Origin of the sequence: Aureisphaera galaxeae, assembly GCF_028561275.1 — a bacterium.
In the GTDB taxonomy this organism is placed as follows: domain Bacteria; phylum Bacteroidota; class Bacteroidia; order Flavobacteriales; family Flavobacteriaceae; genus Aureisphaera; species Aureisphaera galaxeae.
This window is the reverse complement of sequence record NZ_JAQQTF010000002.1, coordinates 817,067-837,004: the sequence shown is the minus strand read 5'-3', so window position 1 is coordinate 837,004 and position 19,938 is coordinate 817,067. Positions and strand designations below refer to the sequence as shown.

Annotated in this window: 10 protein-coding genes; 4 read left to right on the top strand and 6 right to left on the bottom strand. The window is 41.7% G+C overall.

Going from position 1 to position 19,938, the window contains the following annotated elements; translation table 11 throughout:
• Positions 1-77 precede the first annotated feature (77 nt).
• Together POV27_RS03610 and POV27_RS03605 are read left to right on the top strand one after the other, a co-directional pair.
• Positions 78-6,635 (top strand): alpha-2-macroglobulin family protein, encoded by a 6,558-nt coding sequence (locus POV27_RS03610; protein WP_272861360.1) that lies wholly within the window; start codon positions 78-80, stop codon positions 6,633-6,635.
• Positions 6,636-6,746: 111 nt separating this feature from the next.
• Entirely contained in the window at positions 6,747-7,700 is a 954-nt protein-coding gene (locus POV27_RS03605) for a hypothetical protein (RefSeq protein ID WP_272861359.1), read from the top strand.
• Positions 7,701-7,767: 67 nt separating this feature from the next.
• Here the strand turns inward: POV27_RS03605 and POV27_RS03600 are convergent, their stop codons facing one another.
• The 4 genes from POV27_RS03600 to der form a co-directional block, all read right to left on the bottom strand.
• On the bottom strand, positions 7,768-10,788 hold the full coding sequence (locus POV27_RS03600) for a DNA polymerase III subunit alpha (RefSeq protein ID WP_272861358.1): 3,021 nt from the start codon (positions 10,786-10,788) through the stop codon (positions 7,768-7,770).
• A complete protein-coding gene (gene dinB, locus POV27_RS03595; protein ID WP_272861357.1) occupies positions 10,788-12,011 on the bottom strand; it encodes a DNA polymerase IV in 1,224 nt (407 codons plus the stop codon). Before dinB ends, POV27_RS03600 begins: the two co-directional genes overlap by 1 nt.
• A gap of 85 nt (positions 12,012-12,096) precedes the next feature.
• Positions 12,097-14,235, bottom strand: a complete 2,139-nt coding sequence (locus POV27_RS03590; RefSeq protein WP_272861356.1) for a T9SS type B sorting domain-containing protein — start codon at positions 14,233-14,235, stop codon at positions 12,097-12,099.
• A gap of 128 nt (positions 14,236-14,363) precedes the next feature.
• Positions 14,364-15,668, bottom strand: coding sequence for a ribosome biogenesis GTPase Der (gene der / locus POV27_RS03585; RefSeq protein ID WP_272861596.1), 1,305 nt, complete (start codon positions 15,666-15,668; stop codon positions 14,364-14,366).
• 118 nt (positions 15,669-15,786) lie between these two features.
• Between der and POV27_RS03580 the strand changes: the two genes are divergently transcribed.
• Complete coding sequence (locus tag POV27_RS03580) at positions 15,787-16,293, top strand: GTP-binding protein (RefSeq protein WP_272861355.1); 507 nt, start codon at positions 15,787-15,789, stop codon at positions 16,291-16,293.
• Here the strand turns inward: POV27_RS03580 and era are convergent.
• Both era and POV27_RS03570 read right to left on the bottom strand, forming a co-directional pair.
• On the bottom strand, positions 16,290-17,174 hold the full coding sequence (gene era / locus POV27_RS03575) for a GTPase Era (protein WP_272861354.1): 885 nt from the start codon (positions 17,172-17,174) through the stop codon (positions 16,290-16,292). The genes POV27_RS03580 and era overlap by 4 nt on opposite strands.
• A gap of 78 nt (positions 17,175-17,252) precedes the next feature.
• Positions 17,253-18,098: an ABC transporter six-transmembrane domain-containing protein gene (locus tag POV27_RS03570; protein ID WP_272861353.1), complete on the bottom strand. Its 846-nt coding sequence runs from the start codon at positions 18,096-18,098 to the stop codon at positions 17,253-17,255.
• 518 nt (positions 18,099-18,616) lie between these two features.
• Between POV27_RS03570 and POV27_RS03565 the strand changes: the two genes are divergently transcribed.
• Positions 18,617-19,867 (top strand): tetratricopeptide repeat protein, encoded by a 1,251-nt coding sequence (locus tag POV27_RS03565; RefSeq protein ID WP_272861352.1) that lies wholly within the window; start codon positions 18,617-18,619, stop codon positions 19,865-19,867.
• Positions 19,868-19,938: the final 71 nt, after the last annotated feature.

The following is a 19,938-nucleotide window of genomic DNA, read 5'->3' as shown; positions in this document are numbered from 1 at the left end:
AAACCTGGGGTTTACTCAATCTTAATTTTCCCTTAACTTATAATTACTGAACTTGGTTCCAACTAAAGTTAACCATCATGAAAAATAGCATCCTGCTCTGCATTTTCCTTTTGTCCGTTACAATTGCCAATGCACAATCCAAATACGATAAACTTTGGAGCCAGGTGGAGTTATTTGAACTGGAAGGCAAAATAAAAAGTGCCGATGCAGTCGTAGATAAAATCCTAAAAAGGGCTAAGCGCAACGAGGTAAGAGGTCAATATATTAAGGCCTTCATCTATAAATCCAAGTTTACACTTCTTCTAGATGAAGATGCCCAGCGTAAAATTGTTGCCGAATTGGAATCTGCCATTAGTGAATCCGAATTCCCAACAAATGCAATTCTTGAGTCCGTCTACGCAGGGTTTTTAGAACAATACTTGAGCAAAGATAGATATAGGATCAGGCAGCGTACTCAAGTGGATTTCCCAGAAGATTCAAGTGAGTTTGAAAAGTGGGACATTTATACATTTCATTCTCAAATAGCGCGACACTACAGATTGTCCTTGGAGAATCCGAAAGCCCTGCAAGAGATACCCATAACCGACTTTGAAGCCATCCTATCCCATAGTAATACTTCTAATAAATTTCGCCCTACCCTTTTTGATTTCCTAGTCCATAGAGCGATAAATTATTATAGAACCAACAGGTGGTACGTAAGGGCTAGTGAAGGAAATTTTGTGCTGAACGACCCGATCATTTATAAACCTACCCAAGAATTCGTAAAAGAAGCTTTTTACACCAAAGACAGTATATACTCCTATAGAAATGCATTGAAGCTGTATCAAGAGTTGGAACTTTTTCATAATGACAAGGATACGACCGCATATATAGATGCAGTTTTGGGGCGATTGAAGTTCGCCAAACAAAAAGGGGTTGTTGATAATCGTAATGAGCTTTACTTCGATGCTTTGATCAACTTATCAAAAACGTATAGAAATCATGAATCCTCGTCTTCCGTGGATTATGAAATGGCGGACTTTCTCATAGATGCGAGTAAAAAAAGGGATGCAAAGGAGGATCAAACTTTAAGCAAAAACAAAATTCGCGCTTTGGAGATTTGCAATGCCGCGATTAAAAGATTTCCCAACTCTGATGGTGGAACACTCTGCTCCATTTTAAAAAAGAAGGTGGAAGAAAAGGAGCTATCCATTGAAGCCGAGCAATACGTTCTTCCGGGGAAGCCATTTCTTGCGAAAGCCAACTTTAAGGGAGTCGATAGTCTTTTCGTGGCTATTTACAAGATCGACCTAAATAAGTTTGTTGATTTACCTTCCTTTAAAAGAGACAGTACGGTCTTTCAAATGGTCCAGAATCAAAGCCCCCATAAATCGAGATTATATATACTACAACCAAAAAAAAATTATTATAAATACTCCACCGAAATAGATATTGATCCCCTTGATGTAGGCACTTATCTCATCGCAGCATCCAATAAGGAAAAGCCAGACTTCATCGAAGACATCTACAGTTATGGTATAGTTACAGCCACCCAACTTTCCTTCATCCGAATGGAAAATGACAAATCTACCACAATCAAGGTTATGGACAGGGAAAACGGCACCCCTATAGAAGGAGTAAAGATTTCCGTTTTGGGAAACAAAGGATTCAAAAAAAATGGACAGACAGACCGTAAGGGAGAATTTGCGATAAAAAAAGGTGATGAAAGGTACCATCATCTTGAATTAAAAGCGTCATATCGCGAAGACACGCTATCCACCAAGAATGTGTATTTGGGCCAGAAATATGACTATGACGACGATGATGATGACCATATTGCACAAATGTTCATTTATTTGGATAGGAGTATTTATCGCCCAGGACAAACTGTTTACTTTAAAGGACTTTTGGTCGATCGGAAAAATAAAGTAACTAAACCCGTTGCTAATACGTACGTCTCCATTTTCGTTTACGATGCCAATGACGATGAGATTAAAGAATACCGTTTAAAGACCAACGAGTTTGGGTCCGTTACTGGAGAATTCAAAATTCCCAAGGATGCACTTACGGGAGAGTTCACCATAGAAATGGACGAGGACTACGGCACCGACGATGAAGACGATGATCCATATTACGAAGATATTGACGATCTTGAATATGCAGAGGTCGAATTCTCCGTAGAAGAATACAAACGCCCTAGGTTTGAAGTGAACTTTGACGATGTAACCGAGAGCTATAGAATTGGGGATAGTATTAGGGTAACAGGAACGGCAAAGGCCCTTCTGGGAGCTTCCATATCTGACGCAAAAGTTCGATTCTCCATAACGAGAAAACAATCCGATTGGAGATATGGAGGTTCTGAAAAAGTCGTCGATACCGGAGAAACCACAACGAATGACAAAGGCACATTCGAAATTAAATTTGCCACACGACCCGATTCCCTTTCCGTCCCAAAGAATAGACCTATTTTTCTATATGACGTGAACGCTGATGTTATCGATTCTAATGGTGAAACCCGAAGCGCTTCGAAGGTAGTAAAGGTTGGATTTCACAACCTAAAAGTAAATGTATCCATTGCTACAAAAATGGATTTGAACCAACCTCAAGAATTTGAAGTAAAGACCACCAACTTGAATGGTCAACCCATTACGGCTAATGCCCAAATTACCATTCACAAACTTTTAGGACAGCAAAGGGTCTTACGGAAAAAACCATGGGACCCGGTAGAACTGCCTTACCTGCCAAAGGACAAGTTTATTGCCCTATTTCCAAACGAGCCCTACGACGCTAGGGATCTGAAAAAAAATTGGAAAAAGGAGTTTGTTCAATTTTCCGATGAAAGAAAAATAGAAGCATCTACTTCCATTGCTCTTGAAAAAATTTCCGAATGGCAAGCCGGGACGTACGAACTTGAAGTGAAGGCTATAGATAAATTAAAAGACACCGTTTCCATTACAAAAATATTTAGTGTTTATGATCCCAAACAAGATACCGTTTCGGACCATCAGATATTTTCATATGAAATCATCAATTCCGATCATAAAAAAGATGGTTATGTCGAGATACAACTTAGAACAGCTTGCGAAAGTCTCAATGTAAACCTAGCGGCCTATCATAAAGACAAACCAGTATTCAAAGAAACCTTCCCTATTTCAAAAGGAAAAACGGCCATAAAAATACCTGTAAGCTGGAAATACGAGGACAGATTGGATTTTAATCTGTACTACATTAAGTTCAATAGCTTCTATGAAAGGGAATTTTCTGTCGAATTCCCAAAAGACAATGAAAGCCTAACTATTGAAACACTGAGCTTCAGAAACAAGCTTACCCCCGATCAAAAAGAAACCTGGAGTTTTAAGATTACAGATCCGAATGGAAAAGCAGCCAATGCAGAGGTGCTTGCCTCTATGTATGATACGTCTCTGGATCAGTTTAAATCGCATTCTTGGAATACCGATCTATATTTTGATGAATACTATGGCTATGGTGCCCCTAATGTGGGAAGGTTTGATTTATTTAGCACAACGAAATTCAAGGGATTTGTTTTTCCTAAAGTTAGAAATCCGATAGCCTATTTTAAAAATTACCATAGCCTGGAGTGGTATGGATTAAATTTCGGTTCAGGAGATCACGCAAACAAAACCTATTTATCCAGACTGGGAGAAAAAGTAAAAAAGCAAGCCAAGGGGAACATAAGTGGAATTGTAATTGATGAAGGCGGCCTACCCTTACCTTTTGTAAACATAATAATTAAAGGAACGAGTATAGGAACACAAACCGATTTGGATGGTTTTTACTCCATTAATGCCCCCGAAGGATCAAAATTACTGTTCAGCTACCTCGGATATATAGATACAGAATTAACCCTTGGTAAATCTGGCACGTATAATATGGCCTTGAGGGCCGATGCCCAGTCCTTAAGTGAAGTTGTTATCATGGCGACGGCTGGCATGAAAAGCAAAAAAGCTTTGGCCTATTCGCTATCATACAAAACCGTTAAATATTTGAATGGAGAAATTGAAAGGCTAATATCTGGAAAAGCTGCTGGGGTGAACATTACCAGTATTCCGGGGGCAAATGGCGGACAAATAAGGATACGCGGCACCGCTTCTTATAACGCTGAAAGAAGCTCCCTAATTATCATAGATGGTGTTCCCATAAACTCTAAGGATAAAGCTTTTACTTTATTGCCTCAAGATATAGAAGACATCTCTGTTCTGGAAGGAGCCAGTGCAGAAGCAATTTATGGACAATCCGGATCAAATGGAGTGATTATCATCACCACCAAGCAAGGCTTAGAAGCACTGACCCAAGTGGAACCCAGAAATGACCTCAAGGAAACCGCTTTTTTCTTTCCACAATTACGAACAAATAAAAACGGGGAACTATCCTTCACCTTCGATTCCCCAGAGGCTTTGACAAAATGGCGATTAATGCTATTGGCACATACCAAAAATCTAGATATAGGCTCATTGGAAAAATCGGCCGTTACACGAAAGAATATCAATGTCATACCCAATCCGCCCAGATTCCTTCGGGAAAATGATTCCATTACACTAAGTGCCAAGATTAGTAATCTAACTGAAGCCTCGTTAAACGGCACTGCTTTGCTACAACTTATGGATGGGCTTACCATGGAACCTATTGGCAAAGACATCATTCCACTTTCGCCTACCCAGAATTTCTCCATTCCTTCCCAGGGAAATTATTCGGTTTCTTGGAAGCTAAAAATCCCTGAAGGAATTCCAGCCATTCAATATAAAATAGTAGCTAAGGCAGGAACTCATAGTGATGGGGAAACGGCTGTGCTGCCTGTTTTAGCCAATAGAATGTTGGTTACGGAATCCAGACCTCTATGGGTTCCCGCTGGAAAATCACGGGAAATTGCTTTTGAGAAATTGAAAAAACCTTCTTCCAATTCTCAAAAGAATCATAGGTTTATGCTAGAATATACATCGAACCCAGCATGGGCAGCCCTTAAATCGCTCCCGTATTTAATGGAATTTCCCCATGAATGTGCGGAGCAAACGTTCTCACGTTTTTATGCCAATGCGTTGGCCCAAGATATCGTTGCTAAAAATCCCAAAATAGAAGAAGTCTTCAAGAGTTGGGAAGCTAAGGACTCTTTACCCTCTTCCCTGGAAGAAAATGAATCTTTAAAGTCCATCCTTATTTCTGAGTCCCCTTGGGCGATGGATTCAAAAAGCGATGAGGAAAACAAATCCCAACTTGCCCAACTTTTCAATACAGAAAAAGTGAAGGACGCGCAGGACAGAGCGCTTTACAAATTGGATCAGTTACAACTACCTTCGGGAGGATTTCCATGGTTTTCTGGTGGAAGGGAAAGTGATTTCATTACACGCCATATTGTAGCCAGTTCCGGTCACCTAAAAAAGTTGAATGTGCTGGGGGATTTTGAATATGAAACAAATTCCCTCATCAAAAAGGCGATTTCCTATCTGGATAAAGAATGGATACGGGATTATGAAAGAAATGGAACCAGAGACACCAAAACGGAGGATTTGTATCTTGGTTATGGTGAGATTCATTATCTGTACGCCCGTAGTTTCTTCTTAGACTCCCATGCACTTCACGAAAAAGCAAAAAAGATCACGGATCTATATTTGAATAAATGCAAAGAATCTTGGTTAACACAAAGTCTCTATAAAAAAGCGATGATCGCGCTTATTCTTCATAGATCGGGTGATACGGAAACCCCAAAGCTTATATTGGAAGCGTTGGAGGAACAATCGGTCCGCAATGAAGAAAATGGAATGTATTGGAAGGACAACACGAATAGTTGGTATTGGTATCGTGCACCTATAGAAACACAAGCTTTGATCATTGAAGCCTTTGCTGAAATTGGCAATAACACCAAAAAAATTGAAAGCTTAAAACAGTGGCTTCTCAAACATAAACAAACCCAAGACTGGGGAACTACCAAAGCCACCACAGAAGCCATTTATGCGCTATTAATGAGTGGAAGCAATTGGCTTTCTGTTACTGACAATACTATGATTGAAATTGGAAACGAAAAGATAAAAACGAAAAAACTAGAACCCCATAAAAAAGAAGCCGGAACGGGTTACTTCAAAGTAAACTGGAATGAAAATGAAATCAATCCTAGTATGGGAACCGTACGTATAAAAAACAAAGGCGATATCCCAGGATATGGTGGCGTCTATTGGCAGTACTTTGAAGATTTGGATAAGATTACTGATTCTGGTGAAAGTCCGATGCGTATTAAAAAATCATTGTTCCTTAAGAAAACCGATAATGAAGGAACCAAGCTGACTCCAATTACACCCGAAACACCCATTCAAATTGGGGATTTGGTTACTTTAAGAATAGAAATTGAATCCACAGATATCATGGAGTTCGTTCATTTAAAGGATATGCGAGCCTCCGGGTTTGAACCCATAGACGTTTTGTCTGAATACAAATGGCAAGACGGTTTGGGTTATTATCAAAGTACCAAGGATACGGCCACCCACTTTTTCTTCGATGACTTACCGAAAGGAAGTTACGTTTTCGAATATGATCTACGCGCCAATAATATTGGTAATTTCTCCAATGGAATAAGCACTCTTCAGAGCATGTATGCGCCCGAATATTCTTCAAATTCAAAAGGAATAAGAGTTACAATTAAAGAATGAATCTATAAGTAAAAATCCATTGCACAACTTTTCTCGTATGTATAGATGAGCTCAAAAACGGGGAGGCTGAAAACCGAGCAGAGTAAGCATTACTATACATAATAAGTAACAATGGAAAAGCGAGTAAAAATAACGTTAGACAGTATCGCCTATAAGGGGGACAACATAGGAAGAGATCTTACCTTCAGTATTATACCTGGGCCTTTTACCGATACTAATTTCAAAAAGAGAATCGCCAATGGGGATACCTTGAGCGATCTCAACAGAACCGTGCTTAAAGCACTTACCGACGAACAAAATGAATTCAAAGTACCCTTTACGGTAAAGATTGTGGAGCAAGACAAGTTCAGTGACTTTGGAGCGGCCATGCAAGAAGTAACGATAGACCTTAACAAAACCGGGGCACAAGAATTCACGATCGATGTCACCGTGGAAGCCATAGGTGGGGATCGAGGCAAAGTAGCCGTATTTACGCTAAAATTTACAGCTATGTTGGTTGTACCCATCTTGGTAAAAGGAGAAGTTCTTGTAAATGCAAATTCCAAAAGCAGTGCCCGTGCCGGCGTAAATGACATGGGTAAAACTGCTAGCAAAGAAAAAGTAAAGAGTGCCAAAGGCCATGCTGCTCAGTATGACGGTCCCACTGTATTCAAAGCGCAATATGAAATTGTGACCATTGACGGTGAATTGGACAAAGCCAACAGCAAAGTACGGTTTGTTACGATTTCTTTCACTCAAAATGGAGGAAAGGTGAATTTCGATTTTACCACTACGGATATCCCTATCACTAGCGTAAAATTCATAGATGGAGATGTTACCAAAATAGCATCCTTTCAATGCGCCACGAACAATTGGTATCCGAACGATGCCGACGGTGCTCCAGACTTAAAGGACCGCGATCTCGTTGGAACCGTCGATTTAATTAATGGAAAAACCCGCTATGTGGCATCCTATACAGACAGAAGAACTGGTGCGGTATATATCTATACCGTAAATGGTAGATTCAGGGTTCCTAATCCCATAGGTCCGTTTTTTATGGGAGCCGGAATATTTGCGCCTATGTAAGGAACAAACGACTGCTTAGCGAAAGTCCATTCTTTTCAACAGGGATGGACTTTTTTAATGCCCAAACTCAAAGAGCTTCTGGTAATAAAAGACTGGGGCCTTTCGTAGGCTTTCCATCAAAAGAAGTGTCGAATCGCGGATCGGGGATATAGTTCATCCGTTCCAATTTTGAAGCTTCGATCGTAAGAAAATCAAACTCTTCTACTACCTTTCCTGTAATCCTATATATGCCCTTTCCACGAAAAGGATATTTCTTCGCCACAGGGGGAAAATGTACTGTGTCGATCCAATTTCCTTCCTGATCCAAAAACGTCCCAAAATTCATTCGTGCCCCTTTAGACGTACTCGTATTTTTTATCGTTACCAAGTACCCATAGATCACAACCGTTTTGTTCAGGAATTTGGGCAATTCTCTAGTTGTTAATTCATTTTTTGGCGGCTCTTCCAATAAAATAAACGGATCATATAAGGGAAACCCGATGAGTTCCATTTGTTCGAAAGCATTTTCAAGATGGGTAATTTCGAAATTGGGCAATGCAAATTCACGTCCCGATAGCCGGAACATGCGCTGTTGGGCTTCATCTATCAAGGATTTGTTTTCTTTCATATAGGCTTCCCACAAAAAGCTTCGCTTGTCCTTTCCCAAACTCCTCAATGCATCGATACGTATCAAAACATCCATCTGTTCAATACTCATGGGAACCCTTTCAATAAAATCGTCAAGGGAAGCAAAAGTGCCGCCATCCCTAGCATTGATAATTTTTACCATGGTCCCTTTTTCTAAACCCTTCAGATGTTGAAACCCCAAATAGATCTCCTTTCCGTAGATCACGGTTTGGATCTCACTTCTATTAATGCAGGGTGCGTGGATGGTTCCTCCATATCGACGGGCTTCGTGTACATAGGTTTCTACCCGATAAAACCCACCTCCATTATTGAGGGTCGCTACCATATATTCCAATGGATAGTAACACTTAAGGTACAAACTCTGATAGCTCTCTACCGCATAGGAAGCCGAATGCCCCTTTGCAAAGGCGTAGCCCGCAAAACTTTCGATCTGTCGCCACACATCGAAAATCATGGCATCGTCTTCCCCCTTCTTCCGGCAATTATCGATGAACTTTTGCCGTACGGCCTGAAACTCCTCTCGGGATCGATACTTTCCACTCATTCCCCTTCGTAACACATCAGCTTCCCCAAGGGTTAGATCGGCATAATGGTGTGCTACTTTAATCACGTCTTCCTGATATACCATAACTCCGTAGGTATCTTCCATAAGATCCCAAAGCACGGGATGTGCCTGTTTTCTGCGCTCCGGATTTTTATGCCGAAGGATATATTCCCGCATCATTCCGCTCTTGGCCACACCAGGTCTAATAATGGAACTCGCAGCTACCAAGGTTAGATAATCGTTCACACCTATCTTTTTCAGAAGCATTCGCATGGCTGGGGATTCTACATAGAAACAACCAATACACTCCGCCTGAGCAATCATATTGTTGATGTTTTCATCTTTGAACAGGGGTTTTGCGTTATGAATGTCGAGCAATTGCACCCCAGGATGGTTCTCCTTAATAATGGTCAAAGCATCTTTGATCTTCCCCAAACCCCGCTGCCCCAAAATGTCGAACTTATACAACCCCACATCTTCCGCAATGTGCATATCGAACTGTACCGTGGGAAATCCTTTGGGCGGTAGATTCGTAGCCGAAAAATAATGGATGGGCTTTTCCGAAATAAGGATGCCTGCCGCATGAATACTTATATAATTGGGACGACCGTGAAACAGCTTGGCATACTTTAGCACCAACTTCGACAGATCATCCAGCTTGCTTACCTTAAACTTACCACTACTCAACTTATCGATCTCTTCCTTGGGCAATCCGAAGACCTTTCCCAATTCCCGCACTGCCCCACTGTGCTTAAAGGACACATAGGCCCCCAACAATGCTACCTGTCCTTTGCCTCCAAAAAATTCGAAAATAAAACGAGTTACATCTTCCCGATCCCAGGTGGAAAAATCGATGTCGAAATCGGGTGGGGTCGAACGGTACAGGTTCATAAAACGTTCAAAATACAGGTCGAGCTCAATAGGGTCTACATCGGTAATCTCGAGCAAATAGGCGACAATACTATTGGCCCCACTCCCTCGGCCTACATGGTAATAACCATTCTCTTTGGCATACTGTACAATGCGCCAATTGATGAGAAAAAAGGAAACGAAGCCTTTCTTTTTTATGAGATCAAGTTCTTTTTTTAATCGTTTCAAAATCTCATCATCTACATCGGGATATCGATATGGAAGGCCCTTCTGGCAGAGTTCATTCAATAGTTCGAAATCCTGCTTCATACAGCCTGTAAAAGCCAAAAGGTTTTGCGGTTTCTGATCCCGGGAAAAATTGAATGTAATACTGCATTCAGAAAGTACTTTTCGGGTATTTTCAATGATATAAGAATGTTCGGAAAAGAGGGCTTCAAAATCGTGTAGGGGAATCATGCTGTCATTCTTATCCCCTTGCTCCTCTTCAGATAATTTGCTGAGCAGGGTATTGTTGTCTATAGCCCTGAGCAATCGATGAATGTTGTAATCCCGTTTGCCCCGAAAACTTACCGTATGCAAGGCTACCAAACGATCTCGGTATTTCGATAAACTCGAAAAGCGAAGCTTGTTCAGTTCCCGTTCGTGAATCCCGATATATTCATGCTTGGCAAACTTCGTTTTTTCCAACAGCAGTACTTTTTCGAAAGGATAGATGACTATTACATTCTCAAAAGGAGGAGCCTCTGGCGGAATGTCCTCATCGTTATGCAAATGATGGGAAAGGAAATTATTGATCTCTAAAAAACCTTCATTGTTCTTTGCCAAGGCCACAAATAGTTGCTCGGCCCCATTCCTAAAGTCTACCCCTACGACAGGCTTGATATCGAACTCGGATGACCTACGAACAAAATTGAGGCAGGCGGAGGTATTATTTATATCAGTAATAGGTATTTTTTTGCATCCGCATTGTTGGGCCAGGGACAACAGCTCGTCTTCCGAAAGGGCCCCATACCGCATGCTGTAATATGTGTGATTGTTCAAGTACATTACTGGGTTCTGTGTGCAAGGACAATGGGAGGTTCCCCATTGAATGGATTCGTAAAATTGCCCACGGTTCGGGCGCCTTCTCCCAAAGTAGCAGCTCGCATGATGCTTCGATCACCATAGCGAAGGCGTATGGTATCCATTGCTTGATAAAGATTTACCGTCTTCTTGGTATCCTCGAAAAGGTCGATCTGATAATTTCCAGCCGTAAGACTGCTGTAACGCACTCCCACCAAACGAATGAGCAACCTCCTATTGTACAGTTTATCGAAGAGCTCCATCACCTTGGGAATGAGATTATGGTCTGCAGAGGTATATGAAATCTTCGCCTGTTTGGAATAGGTTTGAAAATCGGAATACCGAATCTTAACGGTAACACAGGAAGTAAGCTTTTCGCCCCTTCGCAATTGAAAGGCTAAATTTTCGGCCATCGCAATGATGGTCGTCTTTATCTTGGTAATATCTGTGGTATCCTTTCCATAGGTACGCTCGCTCGAAATGGACTTGCGTTCGTGGTAAGGAATAATGGGAGTGGCGTCAATGCCGTTGGCGCGTTGCCAGATGATCCTTCCATTTTTTCCAAAAACCGATAACATCATTTCCAAGGGCATTTCCTGAACGGTTGCAATACGCTTTACCCCCAAATTGCAGAACGTACGAAAGGTCTTCTCGCCTACCATGGGTATTTTCTTTACAGAAAGCGGGGCCAAAAAGGGTTTTTCGTAACCCGTATCGATCTTAAGCTGGTTGTTGGGTTTGGCTTCGTTGGTAGCTACTTTGGAAACCGTCTTATTTTCTGAAAGCCCAAAGGAAATGGGCAAGCCTGTCTCTTTGATGATTCGCTTTCGCAACTCGCTGGAAAATTTGTAGCAACCAAAAAAACGGTCCATCCCGCTTAGATCGGCATAAAACTCATCTACGGAAGACTTTTCGAGCACAGGAACTTCTTCCTGAAGAATCTCTGTCACCATTTTCGAAAACTTGGTATAGGTACCGGCATTCCCCCGAATATACGTTCCCATAGGACAGAGATCTCGGGCCATACGCATGGGCATCCCTGAATGCACACCGTACACTCTAGCTTCATAACTTGCCGCACTCACTACACCACGATCCCCTGTACCACCAACAATGACGGGACGTCCCACCAGACGGCTGTCTAGAAGGCGTTCGCAGGAGACAAAAAAAGTGTCCAGATCGAGATGGAGGATGGTACGATTAGACATAGTTTATTGGAATTATTCCAAATTTAGGAAATATTCCAATAATAGAAGTTTAAATACCCATATTTTTTTGAAATATGACTTCCTTCTATCGTTTCAGTGTAAAATGCCCACGGAACGTTTTTCCTACTCCCTCTTCGGTATAATCTACCCGAAACCAATAGTCGCTCGAAGGAAGTGGATTGCCGTGGAAGGTTCCGTCCCATCCGCGGGAATTGGCTCGTAATTCTTTCAATAATTTTCCGAAGCGGTCAAAAATATACACACGGGCATCAGGATCGATCTCGGCCAGATCGAAAATATTCCATCGATCATGGTATCCATCCTGATTGGGCGTTAGTAGTTTTGGATAATCGACAATGAGCAAGGGAATCAAGACACTTCCACAACCCGTTGCATCTTTAATGAGTAGGGTGTGACTTCCCGAAGCAACATTCTCGAACAATCCGTTTTCCTGAAAAGGCCCGTCATCCAAACGGAAAACATAGATACCCAATCCTTCGGCAGCGGCTTCGATATTGGTCGTTTCAGCAAAAAAGTCGTTCGTTACCTCAGCCGTATAGGTAAAAGGAGGGGAAGCAGCCACTACCCTAGTTTCTAGCGAGGCCGAACATTCATTCACCAAATCACTTATAGTAACACTGTAAATGCCTTCCTCTTCAGGAGAAATACTGGAACCGGTCTCATTTTCTAGTAACTGTCCATTCAGAAACCATTGAAACTGAAAATTGCCAGATCCCAAGCCTGTTTCTATAAGTGTGGGCGAAGGTTCCCCTTCTTCTTCAGAAATAACAGCACCTTCTGCATCCACACAAATGCGGTAGAGTTCTTCCAAAGACACAAAAGGAATGGTTCTTACTTCCAATTGAAGGGTAGTGATATCGAAACAATTGGTATTTCCCGCTGCGATGCGCACGTAAATCGTCTGGGGATTCGAGCTGTTTTCATACAGGTCGGGAAGTGGATTCTCCGCTGCTTGCGCATCGGCTAGGGTTTCATAGAAAGTAACGACAAAAATGGACGGATCCTGTCCATCTAAAATCTGTGCAATAATATCGGGATTGGTGAGATCGAAAAGGACAGGAACATCGTTATTTTCAATATTGCACAGCACATACTCCAGTGGAGGGCCTGCTACGGGAATTGGGCCGAATTCGACCAAGATATCATCTTCTATCACACACCCAGAGCTGAGCGATCCCCGCAACCGATAGGTTCCTTCCTGAGTGGCAAAAAAGGTACTGGAAGTAGCCCCAGGAATGATCTCGAACGTTCCCGTATTGGGATTCTCTAAAAACCATTGAAAACTGATCAAACTATCAGGCTCTACTCCAATTTCAACCCCTTTATCCCCTTCGCAAGGAGCGTTTCCATTTTCCAAGGTAAGATCTTCCCCTAACTCTATTCCTATATTAAAGGTATTTCCCCCAATGAACACCGCTGTATCGACCAGCGTATCCCTAGAATCGGCAATGACCAATTTTATTACATATTCTTCACCGCTTATTACATTGCCCCTAGCTGTTAAGACAACCGTTTGCCCTCCAAAATCGGTGGGGGACTCATCCCTAGGCCGAAACGGCGGAAAGTTATAGGTGTCGAAGAAATTTTCATTTCTAGCTGGGCATCCATTGGTATTGGGTGTGGCTTCCACCAAGGGGTGAATGTTGGTCACCGTAATGGGTGTACTTGTTCCAGGCAAGACCGCCAGATTTCGACTTTCCCCAGTATCGAGGCGGGTCAGTATAAATGCGAAAGTGTCGGAAAAATTGCATTCGAAGCTTTGGTTGTATTCCTCGGAGGCTAAAATGAAATCGAAACTAATGCGATTGGACAATGGAATAAAATGGAATTCTATGGAAGAGGCATTGCTGGTTTCCCTCACATTGGTAATATCTTCCAAATCCAGATCGCCCCGCCAAGCTATCGTTCCATCGCTATTGGGGATGCTATCATTGGGGCCGCGCGCCTTCAGTACATCACCCGTACTTAAGATCACTCCCGAATCGAAAGGGAAGCCCGATCCATTGCCTGTAAATACACCTATGCCGTTTACTTCATTAAAATCGGTCCCGGTACTCGAAGAAAAAAAGGAAACCTCTGCGCAAGGGCTGTTTATAAGGATATCTTCCACCATTTCCTGAGTTGTATAACTCTCGTCTACGGTGATCTGGGAAACAGCCTGCACTCCCATAAGAACGCATATAATGAGCACCCATCTTTTCATAACAACTATAGAAAGATACGGAGAATCTAAACGTACTCCTTGTCAATTACTATAATAGACGGGATTTATAACCTAAATGTAACAGTTTGTACTCGTGAAACGCAAATTACCCTATGTGAACCCATCGGCTACTTCTTTCTAAAGTAAATGGTAAGCGGAACTCCTGTATAATCGAAATGTTCGCGTAACTGATTTTCAATAAAGCGCTTATATGGATCTTTAAGGTACTGCGGAAGATTACAAAAGAATGCGAAACAAGGATGCGGCGTAGGCAACTGCGTACAGAACTTTATCTTCACATACTTCCCTTTATAAGCAGGCGGTGGTGTTGCCTGAATAATGGGCAGCATGGTATCGTTTAGCAAAGACGTCTTTATCTTGTTGCTTCTTCGCTTATGTACATCTACAGCAGTTTCTATCGCTTTGTAAATTCGTTGTTTGGTAAGCGCAGACATGAATACAATGGGAATATCGGTAAAGGGCTCGCATTGCTTTTTAATCATGGCTTCGTATTCCTTTACGGTATGGGTCTCTTTCTCTACCAAGTCCCACTTATTCGCCAAAATTACAATCCCTTTATTGTTGCGTTGGGCCAACCAGAAGATATTCTGTACCTGTCCATCGAATCCGCGAGTAGCATCGAACACCAAAATTACTACATCGCAGTGTTCAATAGCTCGAACACTTCGCATTACCGAATAGAATTCTAGGTCTTCTTTCACCTTGCTTTTTCTTCGAATCCCAGCGGTATCTACCAAATTGAATTCGAACCCAAAACGGTTATATCGGGTATCGATACTATCTCTTGTAGTACCTGCTATATCGGTCACCACAAAACGATCTTCCCCAATTAAAGCATTGATGAAAGATGATTTCCCCGCATTGGGCCTACCCACCACGGCAAATCTTGGTAATTCTTCCTCTTCTTTTGGTTGTTCCTCGGGCAACACCTTCACCAAATCGTCCAACAATTCCCCGCTCCCACTTCCATTAATACTGGAAATGGTATAATACTTCTCTACTCCCAAGGAATAGAACTCTACAGCATCATTCTGGCGGTTGGCACTATCTACCTTGTTTACGGCCAAGAAAAAAGGCTTTTTGCTCTTTCGTAATAATTGTGCTACCTCTTCGTCCATTCCAGTCACTCCGGTTTCTACATCGACCATGAAGATGATGGCATCGGCTTCATCGATGGCGAGTTCTACCTGCTTGTCGATCTCTGCTTCGAAAATATCGTCGCTACCTACTACATACCCTCCCGTATCGATCACAGAAAATTCCTTTCCGTTCCAATCGCTCTTTCCATAATGCCGGTCACGGGTCACCCCACTCACCGAATCTACAATGGCTTCGCGCCGCTGGATAAGGCGATTAAAAAAGGTGGACTTTCCCACATTGGGTCTTCCTACAATGGCTACAATACTCATAATGCAATAATTGACTGCAAAAATACTATTTCCGCGATAGCTACACTCCTTTTCACCTAAAATATTGGGAAAAGTGACGGTTGTCATTTTCGGCCGCCCCTTCGCTCCTTACATTGAAAAAATGAAACCACCGAAAGAAATAGCCCAGGAAATAGCGCTACGACCCCGCTTTAAAATTGAATTGGAGTATCCCAAAGAACAGGCATTATCATGGTTTGCTGAAGCTAAGGAACACACGGACGCATATATTGTCCATTGTGTCGATGATCATGTATTCATTAAAATTCCCAAAGAGAAACAGCATTTCTGGTCCCCTCAATTGGATATAGAAATTATCAGTTTCGAAGATAATCACTGTACATTACACGGACTTTTCGGACCCAAACCCAGTGTATGGACACTCTTTATGTTTATCCACTTTTTGGTCGCCACATTATTTATTGGTATGGGAATATGGGTCTACACTCAGATTTCGTTGGGGGCGCCTTATGCCGTACAACTTACCGTTATGGCTCTGCTGGTACTTTTGTGGTTCGTTTTGTACTTCGCGGGAAGAATGGGAAAAGCTACCGGGCATGATGAAATGCTGGAGCTCTACCAATTCATGAAAGGAGTTTTGAGAAACTAGTTGTTATTGTACCCAAAGCGACGTAGCTGTTTTTCATTACTGCGCCAGTTCTTATTTACCTTCACATAGAGTTCTAAATGGATTTGCTTACCGAAAAATTTTTCCAAATCCTTTCGGGCTTCTACCCCAACACGCTTTAAAGCACTCCCCTTATGACCAATAATGATTCCTTTTTGTGTATCGCGCTCAACCATAATCACAGAACGGATACGGATGATCTTCTCATCTTCGTGAAACTCTTCGGTATCAATTTCAACGGAATAGGGAACCTCCTTTTTGTAATGCAGGAGGATTTTTTCACGTATGGTTTCATTCACAAAAAAGCGTTCGGGCTTGTCGGTTAATTGATCCTTGGGGTAGAATGGAGGTGATTCTGGGAGCAATTCCAGGATTCGTTGAAACACTTGGGATACTCCAAAATTTTCGAGGGCCGATATGGCAAACACTTCGGCATTGGGCACTTTTTCCTGCCAGAGCTCTACCGCTGCCACTAATCGTTGTTCATCCCCTGTATCAATCTTATTGATGAGTAACAGTACGGGAATGTTGGCATTTGTGATTTTTTTGAAGAATGCTTCGTCCTTTAAATCCTTCTCGCCCAATTCAACCAAATAAAGGAGTACATCGGCATCTTCGAAGGCGGATTTTACAAAATCCATCATGCTCTCCTGAAGCTGATAGGCCGGTTTAATAATTCCAGGCGTATCACTCAACACCACTTGAAAGTCCTCTCCATTCACAATTCCCAAAATACGATGACGGGTGGTTTGTGCTTTGGAGGTTATGATGGACAATCGTTCCCCAACAAAGGCATTCATAAGGGTGCTTTTCCCCACATTGGGATTTCCGATAATGTTTACAAAACCTGCTTTGTGCGGCATACAATGGATTTTGGGCAAAGGTACCATAATTCCTATTCTTCAAAAACCTTTTACTTCACCACAGAAATTCCCTTACCCTTAGATGTTCTTAAGCCGAGAACTGATTTCCTTAAGGCGAATTACTTGTTGAAAAATAATGGGTAGCATGAACACTCCATTGGAGAATTCCAGCACATAGGTTAGGATGGAAAAAATGCTTCCGGCCGTTGCGCCTATGGCACTGGCAGACACATAGAGGGCAAAGATCGCTAGGGCGAATAATACAATTTCAATAAGTCCAAAATTCAGGGTTTCTAAATCGGAAAGCTTTACCAACCATCTTGAAATACTTTTAAAATGATTGAAAATCCCCTTTTGATCTCTCGCTTCCAATACATTGATCCGGTGTTCCAACTCATCATTCAAGCCCTTATGATAACCATAGATATGGCCTGTACTGAGCAAGTAAATGATCATGATGATTAGAATCGCTGCGACACAACCAAAAAAGATCCAACCATCGAAAAGAGCCAGCATGACCAATGCCCCTACTACGCCAAGAGTCGCGGTAAAGGCCTGTGTTACGTCATGCTCAAAGAAATCGACCAATTCCTTTACCAAGGAACTCCTCGCTGCGATTGCAGAGACCTCTACGTCCTTTGCGTTTTGCTTCTCCGTGATTTCTGAAGCTACTTGGGTATAGATAGAGGTATAAGCCCTAGTATCGTAATAACGACGGATAACTCCGAACAGAAACCCTATTGCATACAGAATACAAAAATGCACAAGGCCTTCATATTTAGCCGTGATGAGATCGTTAATAGCCACCCCCAAAACGAACGGTTGCAACACTTTGGAAACATTCTCCAAAACCAACAATAAAAAAGTGAACGATACCTTCCATTTATAGCGTTTAAAAATGGAACTCAAGGAAAAATTTTCCATTATCGAGAATTTAAAATTATGCCGTACAGGACAATTTCTTTTGAATTTCGGTTTCAAACGTACTCAACCCCTTTAAATATTCCTTTGATGTAGATCAAAATCCAGAGGATCGAAAAGAGGAAAAATGTAGAATTTCCGAAGGTATCTGTGAAACTTCGAATTCCCCCAAAACCCTTGTAATTTCAAAGAATTACAACTTTTAGCTTATCCTACAAAAAGAACTAAAATTATCGACATAAAGAACGAATGATCGATGAAATGCATAAAAAGTGAAAAATTAATGCCAATTTTTTCTTATTTCTTACAAATTTTTTTTTAAATTGCTAGCCATCAACCCCTTATCGATTGCTCATTTCAGTACGGATTTTAAGAAAAAATTAACATTTTTTTGATGGGTTGAAAAGGATAAGATTTTGCCCCCGACTCCTGAAATTCTGTAGGGAAATAGAGCGATAACTGGTGATACCAAAACAAAGAGAGAACTGAAAAATTAGAACTAACCTACAAAACCCACGCGCATGAAAACAACTACTCTTATGGCTGTAATGCTATTAGCAGTCACTACACTTCAGGCTCAAAAACAAGAAATCAAAAAAGCTGAACAGGCCGTGAATGCTGGCAGATTAGGAGAAGCCTTTGGTTATTTGGAGCAAGCAAAACAAATTTTTGCTGCTGCCGATAGTGAAACACGTGCACATTTCTATGTTGTGGAAGCAGAAATGAAGCTTGCCAACAGGGACATGGATTTGGCCCGAATGGAGTCCATCTCGAACTCTATTGAACGTGCCCAAACGTATACTTTGAACGGAACCCTTAGAGGTAGAATTGCCAACATTAAGGCGAAATTGAACAATATGTCGGCCCGAGCGGCAGACGGCGAATTCAAAAAGAAAAATTACGCCGATGCAGCTACGCTTTATAATCTTGCCTACCTATCTACGAAGGATACCATTCTTTTATATAATGCGGCTAAAAGCAACCTACTGAACAAAAACTATGAAGATGCTTTTAGAAGCTATAAGCGCCTTGTTGAAATTGGTTTCACCGATTCTAACGTACGTTACGTAGCTACCAATATTAAAACCAAAGGAAAAGAGGCTTTCAAATCCTCTTATTACAGAAATCAAGCGGTAGAACAGGGTACGCACAAAAACCCCGAAGTTGTACGATCCAGCTCTAAAGTGCCTGAGCTATTGAGAGGTTTAACTACCTCAGCAGTGCAGGTGAAGCAAGAAAGTGCGGCAGTATTGGCTATAGATAGAGCATTGGCCAAACATCCAAACGATAAAAAGCTATTAAATCAAGCGTATCATATGTACCGTCAATTGGGCGCTATGGATAAGTACAATAAAATCAATGATAAGCTCATTGCCGAATCGCCGAAAGACCCGAACCTATATTATAATTTAGGTGTCTCTAGTACACAAGGGGGCGATCCGGTAAAGGCCAAAGAATATTACAAAAAGACATTGGAGTTGGATCCCAACCATGTGAATGCCAAAATAAATCTATCCCTCTTAATTTTAGAAAAGGAATCGGCTATTTTGGATGAAATGAACAACTTGGGCATGACTCCCGCAGATGACAAGCGTTATGAAGAATTGAAGATGGAACGCTTCAATTTGTATAATGAAGCACTTCCCTATTTAGAGAGTATTGTAAAATTACAGCCTAAAAATATGGATGTGATTAAAACATTGTTGAACATCTACAGTGTTATAGGACAGGATTCTAAATATGCCGTATTGAAAGCAAGGCTGGACGAATAAGCCTTCTTCTATACCGTCCATACTAAATAATTAAAGACTTCGTCCCAGATCTTGAATACCTTCAAGATTTT